At 74.6% G+C, this 14969-nt stretch carries 17 protein-coding genes; 11 read left to right on the forward strand and 6 right to left on the reverse strand.

Annotation, left to right across the window (positions count from 1 at the left end; translation table 11 throughout):
* Nucleotides 1–131 precede the first annotated feature (131 nt).
* Nucleotides 132–722: an isochorismatase family protein gene (locus ACIP37_RS11605; protein ID WP_063350466.1), complete on the forward strand. Its 591-nt coding sequence runs from the start codon at nt 132–134 to the stop codon at nt 720–722.
* Nucleotides 723–773: 51 nt separating this feature from the next.
* Here the strand turns inward: ACIP37_RS11605 and ACIP37_RS11610 are convergent, their stop codons facing one another.
* Nucleotides 774–2726, reverse strand: a complete 1953-nt coding sequence (locus tag ACIP37_RS11610; RefSeq protein WP_363630593.1) for a cellulase family glycosylhydrolase — start codon at nt 2724–2726, stop codon at nt 774–776.
* A gap of 145 nt (nt 2727–2871) precedes the next feature.
* Here ACIP37_RS11610 and ACIP37_RS11615 point away from each other — a divergent pair, with 145 nt between their 5' ends.
* From ACIP37_RS11615 to ACIP37_RS11625, 3 genes are read left to right on the forward strand one after another with little or no spacing between them, the layout of a single operon-like run.
* Nucleotides 2872–3396 carry a MarR family transcriptional regulator gene (locus tag ACIP37_RS11615; RefSeq protein ID WP_363586595.1) on the forward strand — a complete coding sequence of 175 codons (525 nt, stop codon included), beginning with the start codon at nt 2872–2874 and terminating at the stop codon, nt 3394–3396.
* Nucleotides 3393–4262 carry an ATP-binding cassette domain-containing protein gene (locus ACIP37_RS11620; RefSeq protein WP_363586594.1) on the forward strand — a complete coding sequence of 290 codons (870 nt, stop codon included), beginning with the start codon at nt 3393–3395 and terminating at the stop codon, nt 4260–4262. The genes ACIP37_RS11615 and ACIP37_RS11620 overlap by 4 nt, the downstream gene beginning before the upstream one ends.
* Nucleotides 4222–5115, forward strand: a complete 894-nt coding sequence (locus ACIP37_RS11625; RefSeq protein WP_363630590.1) for an ABC transporter permease — start codon at nt 4222–4224, stop codon at nt 5113–5115. Before ACIP37_RS11620 ends, ACIP37_RS11625 begins: the two co-directional genes overlap by 41 nt.
* Nucleotides 5116–5151: 36 nt before the next feature.
* Here ACIP37_RS11625 and ACIP37_RS11630 read toward each other — a convergent pair whose 3' ends face one another.
* Nucleotides 5152–5910 carry an alpha/beta hydrolase gene (locus tag ACIP37_RS11630; RefSeq protein ID WP_400843712.1) on the reverse strand — a complete coding sequence of 253 codons (759 nt, stop codon included), beginning with the start codon at nt 5908–5910 and terminating at the stop codon, nt 5152–5154.
* Between the two features lie 200 nt (nt 5911–6110).
* On the opposite strand from ACIP37_RS11630, the gene ACIP37_RS11635 reads away from it, so the two are divergent.
* The gene (locus ACIP37_RS11635; protein ID WP_363586591.1) at nt 6111–6932 is read left to right on the forward strand and encodes a mechanosensitive ion channel family protein; all 822 of its coding nucleotides are present in this window, start codon (nt 6111–6113) and stop codon (nt 6930–6932) included.
* Between the two features lie 184 nt (nt 6933–7116).
* Here ACIP37_RS11635 and ACIP37_RS11640 read toward each other — a convergent pair whose 3' ends face one another.
* Nucleotides 7117–7470, reverse strand: a complete 354-nt coding sequence (locus tag ACIP37_RS11640) for a DUF6401 family natural product biosynthesis protein (RefSeq protein WP_363588504.1) — start codon at nt 7468–7470, stop codon at nt 7117–7119.
* 142 nt (nt 7471–7612) lie between these two features.
* Here ACIP37_RS11640 and ACIP37_RS11645 point away from each other — a divergent pair, with 142 nt between their 5' ends.
* The 5 genes from ACIP37_RS11645 (at nt 7613) to ACIP37_RS11665 (ending at nt 11962) form a co-directional block, all read left to right on the forward strand.
* Complete coding sequence (locus ACIP37_RS11645) at nt 7613–8539, forward strand: LLM class F420-dependent oxidoreductase (RefSeq protein ID WP_363588502.1); 927 nt, start codon at nt 7613–7615, stop codon at nt 8537–8539.
* A 77-nt stretch (nt 8540–8616) separates the two neighbouring features.
* Nucleotides 8617–9327 (forward strand): AAA family ATPase, encoded by a 711-nt coding sequence (locus tag ACIP37_RS11650; protein ID WP_400806109.1) that lies wholly within the window; start codon nt 8617–8619, stop codon nt 9325–9327.
* A gap of 77 nt (nt 9328–9404) precedes the next feature.
* A complete protein-coding gene (locus tag ACIP37_RS11655; protein WP_363588498.1) occupies nt 9405–10385 on the forward strand; it encodes a zinc metalloprotease in 981 nt (326 codons plus the stop codon).
* A 221-nt stretch (nt 10386–10606) separates the two neighbouring features.
* A complete protein-coding gene (locus ACIP37_RS11660) occupies nt 10607–11062 on the forward strand; it encodes a universal stress protein (RefSeq protein ID WP_363588496.1) in 456 nt (151 codons plus the stop codon).
* A 42-nt stretch (nt 11063–11104) separates the two neighbouring features.
* Complete coding sequence (locus ACIP37_RS11665) at nt 11105–11962, forward strand: DNA-formamidopyrimidine glycosylase family protein (RefSeq protein WP_363588494.1); 858 nt, start codon at nt 11105–11107, stop codon at nt 11960–11962.
* On the opposite strand, the gene ACIP37_RS11670 is transcribed toward ACIP37_RS11665, so the two are convergent.
* Together ACIP37_RS11670 and ACIP37_RS11675 are read right to left on the reverse strand one after the other, a co-directional pair.
* A complete protein-coding gene (locus ACIP37_RS11670; RefSeq protein WP_363588492.1) occupies nt 11910–12545 on the reverse strand; it encodes a uridine kinase in 636 nt (211 codons plus the stop codon). The genes ACIP37_RS11665 and ACIP37_RS11670 overlap by 53 nt on opposite strands.
* A gap of 33 nt (nt 12546–12578) precedes the next feature.
* Nucleotides 12579–13877: a PQQ-binding-like beta-propeller repeat protein gene (locus tag ACIP37_RS11675; RefSeq protein ID WP_400806104.1), complete on the reverse strand. Its 1299-nt coding sequence runs from the start codon at nt 13875–13877 to the stop codon at nt 12579–12581.
* 151 nt (nt 13878–14028) lie between these two features.
* Between ACIP37_RS11675 and ACIP37_RS11680 the strand changes: the two genes are divergently transcribed.
* Entirely contained in the window at nt 14029–14595 is a 567-nt protein-coding gene (locus tag ACIP37_RS11680) for a Uma2 family endonuclease (RefSeq protein ID WP_400806102.1), read from the forward strand.
* Between the two features lie 12 nt (nt 14596–14607).
* On the opposite strand, the gene ACIP37_RS11685 is transcribed toward ACIP37_RS11680, so the two are convergent.
* Complete coding sequence (locus tag ACIP37_RS11685) at nt 14608–14937, reverse strand: DUF4326 domain-containing protein (RefSeq protein ID WP_400806100.1); 330 nt, start codon at nt 14935–14937, stop codon at nt 14608–14610.
* Nucleotides 14938–14969: the final 32 nt, after the last annotated feature.

Raw genomic sequence — 14969 nt, forward strand, 5'->3', positions numbered from 1 at the left:
GTCGGAATCTGCAGGTTAGACGGCATTGCCGACATCCGGTGGCCGGTCGTAGCGTTCCGGAGGCGGGCCGCCGCGGCCGTCGCAGCCGCCGTCCGCCCTTGCCCGTGTACCGAACCGAAGGTGGTCCCCCCATGCCCACGACGACCCTGCGCGCCCTGAACGGCCTCGACGAGACGCCCGCCACGCTCGCCGCGTCCACGCTGATCCTGATCGACTACCAGAACACCTACGTGCGCGGCGTGATGGAGCTGGAGGGCTGGCGGGAGGCGCTCGACGCGGCCGCGGCCCTGCTCGCCCGGGCGCGCGCGGCGGGCGCCACGGTCATCCACGTGATCAACGACGGCGGCGCGGGCACCCCGTACGACGTCCGTGCCGAGATCGGGCAGATCCACCCCGCCGTGGCGCCGGCCGAGGGCGAGGCCGTGGTCGTCAAGCAGGCCCCGGACGCCTTCGTCGGCACCGGCCTGGGCGCCCTGCTCGACGAGGCCGGCCACCAGGACGTGGTGGTCGCCGGCTTCATGACCCACATGTGCGTGGCCTTCACCACCGCGGGCGCCTTCCTGCGCGGCAACCGGCCGACCGTCGTCGCCGACGCCTGCGCGACCCGCCCGCTCGCCTCGGCGGGTACCCGGGTGACCGCCGCCCAGCTGCACCGCAGCGCCCTGGCGACCATCGGCGACCTGTACGGCGTGGTCGTGGAGTCCCAGGCCGCGCTGAGCTGAACCGTTCCCGCCGGGGCCCGGCCCGCCGGCCGGGCCCCGGCAGCGGCGGTGTCAGGCCAGCGGACGGCAGAGCAGCGCGTCCGGGACGCCGGCGTGCAGCCAGCGCCAGGTGAAGGCGACTCCCGCGACGTACTCGTTCGAGGCGCACTGCCCCTTGTAGGCCCCGGGCGCCCAGTCGCTGGCCGCCGAGTCGGCGCCGGTGGTGACCGGGGGCCGGTTGTCGCCGTGGTCGAACCAGAGCACCCGGTCGGTCGCGGCGGGCGGCGCGGCCGCGGCCGGGGCGCAGAGCAGGGCGGCCATCGCATCGGCGCGGACGCTGTAGCCGACCGCGAACCGGCCGTCCGGGCACTGGAGTTTGTCGTAGCCGGGCGCCCAGTCGCCGCCGGTGACGTAGCGCTCGTCCGTGACGGTCGTCCAGGCGTCGGGCCCGGTGGCGGACTGCCCGGCGTCGGTGCACAGGCCGCGGCCGTCACCGCGGCCGAGGCCGATCAGGCGCTGGCCGTCCGGGCAGTTCCCCTTGCGGTTGCCGCTGCTCCAGTCGGGCAGGGCCAGCATCCGCCGGGAGGCGTTCTGGTCGGCGTGGTCGAGGTCGAGCAGGTTCCAGCGGGCGGGGACCGGGACCGGGCCGGTGTACCCGGGGGCGGCGACCAGTCGGTTCCAGTACGCGGTGCGCCAGTCGCCCGGGTCCTCGACGCTCAGCCGCCGGCCCGCCCGGTCGTAGTGGAGCAGTGCCCAGCTGTCCTGTGGTACACCGCCGTTGTGCCACCCGACCAGCGGCCAGACGGCGAAGTCGGTGTCGTGCTCGGCCAGGATCGCAGTGAAGCGGTCGAACCAGGCCTGCTCCTTGGCGTCGGTCGAGCCCCGCCCGCCCGCACCGAACTCGCTGATCCAGACCGGGGCGGTGAAGTGCTGCCCGGCGCGGGTGACGAAGAGCGCCTCCTCGTCTACCACCGCAGCGAGTTGACCGGGCGTCAGGTCCTGGTAGCGCGGATCGCCGGTGGCGCCCGGCCCGCTGCCCGCGCCGGTGTTGGCCGAGCCGGTGTACCCGTAGAAGTGCGCCGAGTAGACCAGCTTGCCCGAGTCGATCAGGGTGTGGGAGAGCGTGGCCACCGGCTTGAGCATCGGACGGCCGTGCGGCAGGCCCGCCAGCGGGACGCCCTGCCAGTTGATGCCCTCCATGATGATCAGCAGGTCGGGGGCGGCCCGGAGGATCCGGTTGCCCGCCTCCTCGAAGGCGGCGTACGCGTCGTGGCCGTCGCCCAGGCCCCAGTTGGGGTCGTCCCAGGTGTCGCGGCGGACCTCGTTGCGCAGGTCGGCGCCGACCACGCGCTTGTTGGCCCGGTACCGGTTCACCATGAACAGCCAGTCCTGCTCCCAGGTCTCGGTGGACTGGCCGCTGTTCCACCGCTCGTTGCCGTCCAGGCCGCAGCAGAACCGGTACCCGGTGGTGTGGTTGTTGAGGATCACCGCGAACCCGTCGGCGGTGAGCGCCGCCACCACCGCGTCGTACACCTGGAGCGGGGTGCTGCCGCGCAGCCCGGGGTTGGCGGCGACGGCGGCGTCCGGGACGGCGGCGGTGTCCCGGATCATCGCGTCCGCGAACGGCAGTCGGACGCTGTTCAGCCCGAGGCTGTGGAAGCCCGCCATGATCTCGGACAGCGGCGCCCGGTCGAGGCCGAGCGGCAGGTTGTACGAGACCTGGCCGGCCTGGTTGTTCGCCGGATCGGTGGTCGAGCCGCTGCCCTGCCACGTGCCCTGCGCGCCGGACCAGTTGCCGGACTTCAGCTTGAACCGGTCGCCCGACGCGTCGACGACGTACCGCCCCCGGGTGCTGAGCGGCCCCGCCCAGGAGGCCGCCAACTGCGCGCCGCTGAGCGGCACCGGGGCGGCGGCCCTCGCGGGGGTGGTCGCCGCAGTGCCGGGCGCCGCAGTGGCCACCGGCACAACGAGCAACGCGGACAGCGCCGTTGCCGCGGACAGCACACGGCGCGCGAGTCTTCTCATGATGGTCCCCAGCGGTGAGGGCGGGTAGGTGTCCGTACACGGTCACCCGGGATCCTGGCACAGCCGCGCCCCGCCCGGCAGTCCTCCGGTCCACCTCGTCCGCCCTCTGGACGAATACCTCTCACTGAGAGCTAAAATCGGAGGTATGAGTGCGACACCGGAAACGCTCGCCCCCGCACCGGCCGCCGACCTCCTGGCGACCCCCGATCCCGACGTGGCCGACGAACTCTCCGCCCTGCTGGTCGGCATCCAGCGCCTGGTCCGCCGCCGGCTGCGGCAGGGACTCACCGAGCCGAGGCTCCGCGGAGCGCAGATCGAACTGCTCCGCCTGGTGATGGACACCCCCGGGCTGCGGGTGTCCGACGCGGCCGAGGAGCTGTGCCTCGCCGGCAACTCGGTCTCCACCCTGGTCAACCAGCTGGTCGCGCTGCGGCTGCTGCGCCGGGAGGTGGACCCGGCCGACCGCCGGGCCGCCCTGCTGTACGCCACCGACGAGGCCGTCGAACGCCTCGCGGTCTGGCGGGCCCGGCGCACCGCGCTGGTGGGGGAGGTGGTGGCCGGGCTGCCCGCCGACTCCCGGGCGGCCCTGGCCGCCGCGGTGCCCGCGCTGCGCGAGGTGGCGACGGGCCTGCGCACCCGGCCCGGTGAGCCGGGGGAGGAGGAGCGATGACGTTCCCGGAGGACGACGGTGACGCGGCGGTGGCCTGCCGCGGTCTGGAGTACACCTTCCACCACGGGCGCGGGAAGGGTGCCGGCACCAAGGCCGTCGACGGTGTCGACCTGACGGTGCGCACCGGCGAGGTGTTCGGCCTGCTCGGCCCCAACGGCGCGGGCAAGACCACCACGATCCGGGCGATCACCACCCTGCTGCCGGTCCGCGCCGGCATGGTGCGGGTCTTCGGCCACGACCCCGCCCGGCAGCGGATGGAGGTCCGCCGGCTGCTCGGCTACGTGCCGCAGCAGCTCTCCGCGGACGGCGGGCTGACCGGTCGGGAGAACGTCGCGCTGTTCGCCCGCGTCTTCGACGTGTCGCACGGCGAGCGCCGCGAGCGGGTCGCCCAGGCGCTGGCCGCCGTCGGCCTCGCCGAGGCGGCCGACCGGATGGCCGGCACCTACTCCGGCGGCATGGTCCGCCGGCTGGAGCTCGCCCAGGCCCTGGTCAGCGCCCCGCGCCTGCTGGTGATGGACGAGCCCACCATCGGCCTGGACCCGATCGCCCGCACCGGCGTCTGGGAGTGTGTCGAGGCGGTCCGGCAGGCCACCGGGATGACCGTGCTGGTCACCACCCACTACATGGACGAGGCCGACCGCTACTGCGACCGGATCGCCCTGATGGACCGTGGCCGGATCCGTGCGCTCGGCACCACCGAGGAACTGAAGACCGTGGTCCGCGCGCAGGATCCGCAGCTCGCCGACCCCAGTCTGGACGACGTGTTCCGCCACTTCGCGGGCCGCGAGCTGGCCCCCGGCGAGGCTCCGGAAGGAGAGTTCAGCGATGTCCGCCGTACCCGCCGCACCGCCTCCCGCGTCGGCTGAGCCCCCGGGCCCCGCCGCTGCCGCTGCCGCCGCGACCGCCGCCCGTCCCGACCTCGGCCTGCTGCTGGTCCCCCCGCGCGCCCGCACCGGCTGGCGGCTGGTGCCCGCCCGGACGCTGGCGATGTGCACCGTCGAACTGCAGAAGCTGCGCCACGACCGCACCGAGCTCTACACCCGGGCCGTGCAGCCCGCGCTGTGGCTGCTGATCTTCGGGGAGACCTTCACCCGGCTCAAGGCCATCCCCACCGGCGGCATCCCCTACCTGGACTTCCTGGCCCCCGGGATCATCGCCCAGTCCGCCATGTTCATCGCGATCTTCTACGGCATCATGATCATCTGGGAGCGGGACTCCGGGGTGCTCACCAAACTGCTGGTCACCCCCACCCCGCGCGCCGCGCTGGTGACCGGCAAGGCCTTCGCCGCCGGGGTGAAGGCGGTGATCCAGGCCGTCGTCGTGGTGGTGATCGCCGCTCTGCTCGGAGTCGCGATGACCTGGAACCCGCTGCGGCTGCTCGGGGTCGTGGTCGCCGTGCTGCTCGGCTCGGCGTTCTTCTCCTGCCTCTCGATGACCATCGCCGGCATCGTGCTCACCCGTGACCGCCTGATGGGCATCGGCCAGGCGATCACGATGCCGCTCTTCTTCGGCTCCAACGCCCTCTACCCGGTGGACCTGATGCCGGGCTGGCTCCAGGTGGTCAGCCGGGCCAACCCGCTCAGCTACCAGGTCGACGCCCTGCGCGGCCTGCTGATCGGCACCCGCGCCCACCTCCCGCTCGACTTCGCCGTCCTGACCCTGGCCACCGTGCTCGGCATCACCGCGGCCTCCGCGCTCCTCGGCCGCCTGGCCCGCTGACCCCGCGCCGCTGCGCGCCCGCCGGTCCGCGCCGGGTCAGTCGCGCGGCTGGCGGGGCAGGGCGAGGGTGAGGGCCTCGGGGGAGGCGGGCGGGAGGGCGAGGGCGGAGGCGGTCTCGGCGGGGAGCGGGCGCAGGCCGAGCAGGGCGGTGGCCAGGCGGGTGGTGGCCCGGTGCCAGTCGGGGATGCGCTGGAGCATGGCGTGGCCGCTGCCGGTGACGGTGTAGCCGCAGACGCGGGCGCCGGCGGCCCGGCTGCGGGCGGCGAAGGCCCGGGTCTCGGCGGGCGGGGTGACCTTGTCGCGGTCGCCGTGCAGCAGGAGCACGTCCCGTCCGGCCAGTTGCTCGCACGGATCCTCGGCCGGGCACCAGGGGGCGAGGGCGACCAGGCCGGTGACGGCCGGGTGGCCGCCGGCCCGCAGGGCCGCGCGCCCGCCCATCGAGTGCCCGATCAGGACGGTCGGCACCTCGCCCAGCTCCCGAGCCAGCTCGTCGAGGGCGGCGAGGGCGTCCAGCGCGGCGTCGGCGCGCTGCCCGTTCCAGCCCCGGTGGCGGTAGCGGACGGTGCCGACGGCCACGTCGGCGCTGGCGGTGTCCTTGGCGAGGGAGCGCAGGAAGCCGTGCATCCGCAGCAGCGGCAGGTTGACCGGACCGGGCCGGGAGAGGTTGTGCTCCTCGCCGCCGTGCAGCACCAGGACGGCGGCGCGCGCCGCCTCGGGCCGCACCCGCCAGCGCAGTGCCGGGTGCCCGGCCGTGCTGCCGGTCGTCGTGCCGCCGTCCACCGTGTCGCTGCTCACACCCGCACCGTCCCGTCCCGTCCCGCCCCCGTCCCGTGCCCTTGAACATCACTTTACGCGGGGCGTCTACGGGCCCGTTTCACCCGGGGGGAGCAGCCCGGGGACCAGGCGCGCGCGGGCCGGGCGGGGTGCTGCTATCCACGAAGGGTGGGGGGCCGCACGCGCCGCTCGTGGCGCCGTGTCACCGAGTGGAGGACTCCGTGGCTCAGCAGCTCGCACTCTCCGTGGACTTCGGATCGGGTTTCACCGACGCCTGGTCCAAGATCGCGAAATTCATCCCGCAGTTCATCGCCTTCCTGGCGATCCTGGTCATCGGCTGGATCGTGGCGAAGGCGATCGCCAAGGTCCTGGACCGTGTGCTGCGCAAGGTCGGCTCGGAGCGGGTCGCCGAGCGGGCCGGGATGGCCCGCCACCTGAGCGGGTCGAACTACGACATGACCGGCATCATCTGCAAGATCGTCTACTACGCGATCCTGCTGATGGTGCTGCAACTGGCGTTCGGTGTCTTCGGCCCGAACCCGATCAGCGTGATGATCCACAGCATCGTCGCCTGGCTGCCCAGGGGCATCGTGGCGGTCGCGATCGTGGTGGTCGCGATGGCCATCGCCAACGGCGTCCGCGACATCGTGCGCAACGCGCTCGCCGGCGCCTCGTACGGCCGGACGGTCGCCACGATCGCCTGGGCGTTCATCGTCGCGCTGGGCGTGATCGCGGCGCTCGGCCAGGCCGGGATCGCCACCGCGATCACCGGACCGGTGCTGATCGCGGCGCTCGCCACGATCGCCGGTGTGCTGGTGGTGGGTGTCGGCGGCGGCCTGATCCTGCCGATGCGCCAGCGCTGGGAGCGCTGGCTGGACCACGCCGAGCAGGAGAGCGCCAAACTGCGCGGCAGCGCCTACCAGGCGGGCCGGGCGGACGTGCTGGCCAACCAGCCGGCCCGGCCGACCACCCAGGCCGCTCCGGGCACCACCCCGCCGCCGCCCGGCATCGACCCGGGCCGCCCGGGCGACCGGCCGAGCTAGGGCGTGTTTCATAATTCCCGCCGGGCGCGCGACGCCGGGCATCCCGCCTGGACGCACCGGCGAAACGTCCAAGTACGGCCCAGTACGAGGACGCTTCGCCGGCACGCCCAGCCGGGCGCCCAACGCCGCGCGCTGATCCGACGCGAATTATGAAACACGCCCTAGGCAGCGACCCGCGGCGGGTTCAGGCCCGCAGCAGGCCCTGCTCGCGCACCAGCCAGCAGATCGCGGTCAGCCGGTGCACCGCGTAGTCGTACCCCACCGGCTCCCGCCAGCCGATCTCGGTGAGCGCGTCCAGGAAGCCGAGCGCGTAGTCCGACAGTTCCTCACGGTCCAGGGGCCGGGGCGCCAGCTCCGGCCCCTGTGCGTACAGCAGTTCGCGCAGCATCGCGACGTGCTGGTCGACCATCGCGACGAAGCCCGGCTCGAAGGCGAACTCGGCCAGCCGTGGCGTGAACGCGGCGACGATGCCGGGCAGCGGGCAGCCGGCCGGCTCGTCGGGGGAGCGCCGGAAGGACTCGTCGGGGGTGGCGAACATCCGTCCACGGTAGGCGAGCGGGTCGGCCGGACCGGCGGCTCGTGACGGTTCCGTGCTGAGACCTTGGCCACCTTCGGGAGCTTCGGCGGCTTGGCCGGTTCTCTGCGCCGATCCGCGGGTGGTCTGTACCAGAATGGTCCGCATGGATCTCCGCATCTTCACCGAACCGCAGCAGGGCGCGAGCTACGACACCCTCCTGGCGGTCGCCCGGGCCGCCGAGGACCTGGGCGTCTTCAGTGCCTTCTTCCGCTCCGACCACTACCTGAAGATGGGCGACGTCGACGGCCTGCCCGGGCCGACCGACGCCTGGATCACCCTGGCCGGCCTCGCCCGCGACACCCGCACCATCCGCCTCGGCACCCTGATGACCGCCGCCACCTTCCGCCTGCCCGGCGTCACCGCGATCCAGGTCGCCCAGGTGGACGCGATGAGCGGCGGCCGGGTCGAGTTCGGCCTCGGCGCCGGCTGGTACGAGGCCGAGCACGCCGCCTACGGCATCCCCTTCCCGAAGGAGAAGTTCGGGAGGCTGGAGGAGCAGCTGGCGATCATCACCGGCCTGTGGAACACCAAGCTCGGCGACACCTTCGACTTCGCCGGCGAGTACTACACGCTGACCGGCTCGCCGGCGCTGCCCAAGCCGGCCCAGGACCGGATCCCGGTGCTGGTCGGCGGGCTCGGCCCGAAGCGGACCCCGGCGCTGGCCGCCCGCTTCGCCGACGAGTTCAACCTGCCGTTCGCCTCGGTGGAGGACAGCGCCGCCCAGTTCGGCCGGGTCAAGGCCGCCGTCGAGCAGGCCGGGCGCTCGGTCGGCGACCTGGTGTACTCCAACGCCCTGGTGGCCTGCGTCGGCCGCGACGACGCCGAGGTGGCCCGCCGGGCGGCCGTGATCGGCCGGGACGTGGACGAGCTGAAGGCCAACGGCCTGGCCGGTACCCCGGACGAGGTCGCCGAGAAGATCGGCCGGTACGCGGACGTCGGCAGCGAGCGGGTCTACCTGCAGATCCTGGACCTGGACGACCTCGACCACCTGGAGCTCATCGCCTCCCGGGTCGCCCCCCAGCTCGGCTGACCCGCCCGCACGGCACGCCCTGATCCGGCACCGGCCGGCCGGGCCCGGCGACCACCGCTCTTTACTCGCTCTTGGGAATGCGTAATGCTCCGAGGGAGGGAACGGCGCGGGGAGGACCGGTGACCAGGACGAGAACGGCGGAGGCGGCGGCACCCCGGGTGCCGCCGCCCCCTGGACGGGGCCTCGCCGCCGCCCGGCAGGCCTTACGGGTGCAGCCCGGCCTGCACGACCTGCGGGCCGGCCCCGCCCCCGTGGCGTTGCACTACCCCGTCGGCGACCTGCTGGTCGTCTCCGGGCTGCCCGGCAGCGGCAAGAGCACCCTGATGCGCCGCTGCGTGCGCGCCCCGCTGGTCGACTCCCAACTGGTCCGCGAGGAGTACGCGGCCAGGCTGCCCGGCCGCCTCCCGTACGCCCTCTACCGCCCGCTGGCGCGGATCGCGCACTACCGGCGGCTGCGGCGCGCGGTGCTGGCCGGCGGGCCGCTCGCCGTCCACGACTGCGGCTCGCTGTCCTGGGTGCGGTTCTGGCTGACCCGCACCGCCGCCCGGCAGGGCCGCCGGGTGCACCTGCTGCTGCTGGACGCCGAACCGGCCGAGGCGCGGGAGGGCCAGCAGAGCCGGGGGCAGGGCGTCTCCCGCTACGCCTTCCTCCGGCACCGGGCCGCCGTCGACAGGCTGCGGCGCCGGCTCACTGGGGCCGGGCGGCCGCCGGAGGGCTGTGCGTCGGCCGTGGTACTCGACCGGGCCGCCGCGCGCGCCCTGCGGGAGATCGTCTTCGCCGCGTCGTAGTCTCGGCGGGTCCGCGCCGAGCCGGGCGGGCCCGGGGCGCGGCCGACACTCCGTCAACTCCCTTGTCAGGAGCGCAGATGCGCCGTACTGCCCGGGTGCGCTCGCGTGCCCCCCGTCTGTTCCCCTGGGCCGCCGCGCTGGTCGCGGCCACCGGTCTCAGCCAGCTCGCCGCCCCGGCCCCGCACTCCGCCGCCGTGACCGCCGCGGCCGCCGTGACCGCGGCCTGTGCGGGCTCCGACTCCGACGCCGCCGCCCGCAAGCCGGCCGGCGGCCAGGCGGGGCAGGACCCGAACGCCGTCACCGCCGCCGAGGCCCGGGCGATGCAGGCGGACCTCGACGACCGGCTCGCCCAGCTCTCCTCCGCCCACGCCCGGATCGGCGCCCCGACGACGGTGCCGGTCTTCGTCCACGTGATCCACGCCGGTGACGCCGGCCGGCTCGACGGGGGCGTCGTCGCCGCCCAGATCGACCACCTCAACGCGACCTACGGCGGCCAGGGCGACGGCAACACCCCCAGCCAGTTCCACTTCGAGCTGGCCGGCACCGACTACACCGACAACGCCTCCTGGTACGACGGCATCACTCCCGGCTCCGGGGCCGAGGCGGCGATGAAGAGTGCGCTGCGCAAGGGCGACGCGGGCACCCTCAACCTCTACACCGCCAAGCTCGGCCAGTCCCTGCTCGGCTGGTCGACCTTCCCGGGCGCCTTCCGCTCGAACCCCGCCGACGACGGCGTGGTCGTCCTCGACGCCTCCCTGCCCGGCGGCGCCGCCGCCCACTACAACGAGGGCAGCAGCGCCACCCACGAGATCGGCCACTGGCTCGGCCTGTTCCACACCTTCCAGGGCGGCTGCCTGCCCCCGGGCGACTACGTGGACGACACCCCGCCCGAGCGCACGCCCGCCTACGGCTGCCCCGAGGGCCGTCACACCTGCACCGGGCCCGGCCTGGACCCGATCCACAACTTCATGGACTACAGCTACGACTCCTGCATGAGCCAGTTCACCCCTGGCCAGGTCCAGCGGATGGCCGACTCCTGGGCCGCTTACCGGAGTTGAGCCGTCAGGGAGGGGTCGGTGCCCGGGCATCCTCGCAGAACCGCAGAACCGCAGAACCGCAGAACCGCAGAACCGCAGAACCGCAGATCGGCCAGGCCTATTGCCATCGATCTGAATGCAAAACGCCGATCACGGCGTGGCAAATATCGACCACACGCCCGATTTGATCTATGTTCGGGGTGTCGGGACCGAGCAGGAACTGAGCGCCAAGGAGTAACGCCATGAGTGCCAACCCCCGGATCGTCGTCGGCGTGGACGGCTCGCCCGCCTCGGAGCAGGCGCTGCGCTGGGCGGTCGACTACGCACGGGCCGTCGGCGGGACCATCACCGCGATCGCCGCCTGGGAGTACCCGGCGTTCTACGGCTGGGCCGCGCCGAGCGTGCCGTCCGCCGAGGTCTTCAACCCCGAGGAACTGGCCGGCAAGACCCTCTCCGACACCGTCGTCAGGGTCGTCGGCGACGACCCGGGCGTGCGGATCAGCGAGAGCGTGATGCCCGGCAACGCCGCCCAGGCCCTGCTGGAGGCCGCCAAGGGCGCCGCGCTGCTCGTCGTCGGCAGCCGCGGCCTCGGCGGCTTCTCCGGCGTGCTGCTCGGCTCGGTCAGCCGCCACCTCACCGAGCACGCGTCCTGCCCGGTCGTCGTCGTCCGGGAGGGCCAGGTGGCCGAGGCCGAGTAGCGCGCCGCCCCGCCGGGCCGCCGCGCGGTGGAGGATGGAGGCATGCCAGAAGGTGACTCCGTCTACCGCGCGGCGGCCCGGCTGCACGAGGCCCTCGCCGGGCAGGTGCTGACCAGCGCCGACCTGCGGGTGCCCGCGCACGCCACCGCCGTCCTCGCCGGCCGCCGGGTGCTGGAGGTCGCCCCGCGCGGCAAGCACCTGCTCACCCGCCTCGAAGGCGGCCTCACCCTGCACACCCACCTGCGGATGGACGGCCGCTGGGAGGTCTACCGGCCTGGCGAGCGCTGGTCCGGCGGCCCCGCCTGGCAGATCCGCGCCGTCCTCGGCACCGAGCGGGGCACCGCCGTCGGCTACCGGCTGCCCGTCGTCGACCTGCTGCGCACCGCCGACGAGCAACGCGCCGTCGGCCACCTCGGCCCCGACCTGCTCGGCCCCGACTGGGACCCGGTGGAGGCCGTCCGCCGGCTGCTCGCCCACCCCGGCCGCCCGCTCGCCGAGGCGCTGCTCGACCAGCGCAACCTCGCCGGCATCGGCAACGTCTACGCCGCCGAACTCTGCTACCTGGCCGGCGTCACCCCGTGGACCGAGGTCGGCCAACTCCCGCGCCCCGACCGGCTGGTGGAGCGGGCCCGGGAGATCCTCGACGCCAACCGGCTGCGCCCCGGCCACGTCACCACCGGCGACACCCGGCGCGGCCACCAGCACTGGGTCTACGGCCGGGCCGGCCGCCCCTGCCCGCGCTGCGGCACCCTCGTGCGGACCGCCCGCCAGGGCACGCCCCCGCAGGACCGGGTGGCGTACTGGTGCCCCTACTGCCAGCGCGGCCCGGCCCCGGCCGGTACGGGTGTCAGGTCCGCTCGACCAGGGCCGGATGACGCGGGTCGTCCACCCGGACGGTGACGTCGGCGGCCTCGGCCGGGCCGGTCTCCGCCTCGTAGCGGGCGAAGGCGGGCAGCGTCCACTGCTGGTCGGCGGGCGTGCGGCGGGCCAGGGCGGTCGGGGTGAGCGCGAGGTGGACGGCCAGCTCCAGCGGCAGCCAGCGGCCGAGCAGCAGCGCGCCGTCCAGCAACAGCACGCCGCCGGGCGGCAGTTCGGCGTACGCGGCGCGGGTCGAGCGGTCCGTCACCGGGTCGCGCAGCGAGGGCAGGACGCGGCCGCTGGCACCGGGCTCCAGCGGGTCCAGTACCTCGCGCAGCAGGGCGCGGTCGTCCAGCCAGAGGTCGTGGAAGGCGTCCGCGTCCTGGTGGCCGTACTCCAGCCGGATCGAGGCCGGGCGCAGGAAGCCCGCCGCCGACACCCGCAGCGCGGGACGGCCGCGCAACCGCAGCGGCTCCACCAGGGCGTCGGCGAGCACGTCGGGGCGGGCGGCGGGCGCGCCGTCCACCGCGACCCGCAGCCACCGGCCGCCGGGGTCGGACAGCGCGGCGATGCGGTCGGCGAGCACGTCGGCCAGCCGGTCGGGGGAGATCGGGTGCACCTGCATCAGGCCATCCTGTCGTGCTGTCGTGCCGGGCGGTCAGGTGAGCGGGAGGGCGTGCAGGACGTCGTCGTGGCCGACGTAGAGGTGGTTCGCGTCGACGGCGAGCGACCAGACGTCCTTGCCGGGGCCCGAGTCGAGGAACGTCCAGCGCGGCGTGCCGCTCGCGGTGTCGATCGCGCACACCCCGGCGGCCGCCGGGCCGGGGACGAACAGCGTGCCGCCGACCACCAGCGGATGGCTGCGGCGGTCCAGCAGGAACGGCAGCCGGTAGGCCCACTGCCGTGCGCCGGTGACCGCGTCGTGCCCGGTGACCAGGCCGTTGTCGCGGGTCAGGTAGACCCGCGGGCCGTCGGAGACCAGGGCCATCGCCCGCCACGACTCGCCCCGGGCGGGAGAGACCGTCCAGGCCGGCTCGCCGCCGGGGCACAGCGCACGGACGCCGTCGGCGCCGTCGGGGAGGTAGAGGTGCACCGGGCCGCAGACGCACCAGCTCAGGCCGCCGGTGTTGGGGGCCGTCCACAGCTCCCGGCCGTCGGCGGCGTCCCGGACCACCAGCTCGCTGCCGTCGCCCAGGTTGCGCAGGCACGGGAGGCGGCCGCCGGGCGCGGTGACCGGGGTGAACGGCCGCTCGTTGCGGTCGATGGAGAGGTGCCACAGCACCGAGCGGTCCGCGACCCGGACGGCGAAGAGCCGGCCGTTCGGCGTCGAGCTCTCCTGCGACCAGTCCCAGACGTAGCCGTACAGGGTGCCGTCGTCGAAGCCGGACAACTGGACGGAGCCCTGTAGGTCGTCGGGCAGTGGCAGGCTCCAGTCGGCGGCGGGGTCGCCGAGGTGGCGGGCGTCCAGGTGGCCCGGGGAGGTGGTGAAGACCCGGTCCGGCCCGAGCACCACCTTGCCCAGCACCTCCAGGTCGCTCGGCCAGTTCCCGCGCGGTGGGTCGACGGTGAGCAGCCGCGCGGGCTCGCCGGTGGCCGGGTCCAGGACCTGGAGCCCGGCCCGGGACAGGAACACCGGCCGGGTCGGCGGGCCGGTCAGCCGCTCCGGGGTCATCGCCTCCGGCCCCCGGTACGTCCACAGCGGGGTCGGCCCGGACAGCGCGGTCGGCCGCGGCTTCGGCGGCGGAGCCGGCTGGTCCGCACCCGAACGGCCGAACGCCCACACCGCCGCGCCCGCCGCCAGCACCCCGGCCCCCGCCAGCAGCCCGCGCCGGCTCAGCCGCGGCCCGTCCCCGCCCCCGCCGACCACGTCCACGGGCTCCCGCGCGGCGCCGTCCGCCTCCCCGTCCCACTGCCACGAGGCCTCGCGCACGGGCCCCTCGGACGACGGCGACTGCATACCGGCTCCCACCTCCCCCATGGCGCCCCACGCGCCACCACTCGCCCGGAGGATATCGAACAGCCCCCGAACCACCCGAAACCCCGACCGGGGCGTACTGGGCTGAGGCCCACAGCACAGGCCCGCCCAGCAGCCCCGGGGGAGGTACGGCGTGACGGCCGAGATGATCGCACCCGAGTGGATGCACCGGCAGATCACCAGCGAGCAGTACGACTCCTGGACCGTGGAGCAGTGCGCGGGCATCGAGATCGTCGACGGGACGGTGGTCGTGAGCCCGAGCGCCTCCAAACGGCACAACCGGCTCGCGCGGTTCCTGGCGAACGCCCTGGACGCGGCCGGCGGCGCCGAGTGGAATGCCGACACGGACTTCGACGTCAGGCTCCAGGACGTGCCGCTGAACAACCGTCGCCCGGACGTGGTGGTCTACCGGGCGGACACGATCGACGAGTCGCCCACCAGACCCGCGGACGTGCTGCTGCTCGTCGAGGTCGTCCCACCGGGTTCGGAGACCACCGACCGGGTGGTCAAGCCGGGCCAGTACGCCAAGGCGGGCATCCCGTTCCACTGGCGGGTCGAGCAGGTCTCCGGCGGCGTCCCGATCGTCCACACCTACGTGCTGGACGCGGCGAGCGGTTCGTACCGGGTGGGCGAGTTGTTCACCGGTCAGGTCGAGGGCGTGGTGCCGTACGCGGTGGAGGCCGATCTCTCCGGGCTGTGAGGCGCGCGCCCGTCAGTGGTGCGGGGGGTGGTCGGCGAGGTCGGCGAGGACGTCGGCGTGGCAGGGGAGCGGGGCGCACCAGCAGCCGAGGCGGTGGCCGCGCAGGGGCGGGACGAGGGCGAGCAGGTCGGGGCGGGCGAGGAGGTAGGCGCGGTAGTCGGCGACCATCTGCTCGCGGGTGAGGTCGGGGCCGGGGCGGTAGGGGCAGTGCAGCGGGGATTCGGACAGGTGCCAGCCGCCGCGGTGCATGGCGCGGCCGACGTAGACGACGTCGGCGCAGGAGGGGTCGTCGCGGTGGCCCTTGAGGTTGACCACGGTGGTGCGGCCGGAGGCGGTCGGCATGCCGTCCATGCTGGCGCAACCGGGGCCGACGG

Source organism: Kitasatospora sp. NPDC088861 (genome assembly GCF_044750105.1).
In the GTDB taxonomy this organism is placed as follows: domain Bacteria; phylum Actinomycetota; class Actinomycetes; order Streptomycetales; family Streptomycetaceae; genus Kitasatospora.

Coding starts and splice junctions, on each gene's coding strand:
- ACIP37_RS11675 (WP_400806104.1), bottom strand. CDS start 13,877: ATGCAGTCGCCGTCGTCCGAGGGGCCCGTGCGCGAGGCCTCGTGGCAG.
- ACIP37_RS11655 (WP_363588498.1), top strand. CDS start 9,405: ATGCGCCGTACTGCCCGGGTGCGCTCGCGTGCCCCCCGTCTGTTCCCC.
- ACIP37_RS11665 (WP_363588494.1), top strand. CDS start 11,105: ATGCCAGAAGGTGACTCCGTCTACCGCGCGGCGGCCCGGCTGCACGAG.
- ACIP37_RS11685 (WP_400806100.1), bottom strand. CDS start 14,937: ATGCCGACCGCCTCCGGCCGCACCACCGTGGTCAACCTCAAGGGCCAC.
- ACIP37_RS11625 (WP_363630590.1), top strand. CDS start 4,222: ATGTCCGCCGTACCCGCCGCACCGCCTCCCGCGTCGGCTGAGCCCCCG.
- ACIP37_RS11605 (WP_063350466.1), top strand. CDS start 132: ATGCCCACGACGACCCTGCGCGCCCTGAACGGCCTCGACGAGACGCCC.
- ACIP37_RS11615 (WP_363586595.1), top strand. CDS start 2,872: ATGAGTGCGACACCGGAAACGCTCGCCCCCGCACCGGCCGCCGACCTC.
- ACIP37_RS11650 (WP_400806109.1), top strand. CDS start 8,617: ATGCGTAATGCTCCGAGGGAGGGAACGGCGCGGGGAGGACCGGTGACC.
- ACIP37_RS11645 (WP_363588502.1), top strand. CDS start 7,613: ATGGATCTCCGCATCTTCACCGAACCGCAGCAGGGCGCGAGCTACGAC.
- ACIP37_RS11640 (WP_363588504.1), bottom strand. CDS start 7,470: ATGTTCGCCACCCCCGACGAGTCCTTCCGGCGCTCCCCCGACGAGCCG.
- ACIP37_RS11620 (WP_363586594.1), top strand. CDS start 3,393: ATGACGTTCCCGGAGGACGACGGTGACGCGGCGGTGGCCTGCCGCGGT.
- ACIP37_RS11670 (WP_363588492.1), bottom strand. CDS start 12,545: ATGCAGGTGCACCCGATCTCCCCCGACCGGCTGGCCGACGTGCTCGCC.
- ACIP37_RS11610 (WP_363630593.1), bottom strand. CDS start 2,726: ATGAGAAGACTCGCGCGCCGTGTGCTGTCCGCGGCAACGGCGCTGTCC.
- ACIP37_RS11660 (WP_363588496.1), top strand. CDS start 10,607: ATGAGTGCCAACCCCCGGATCGTCGTCGGCGTGGACGGCTCGCCCGCC.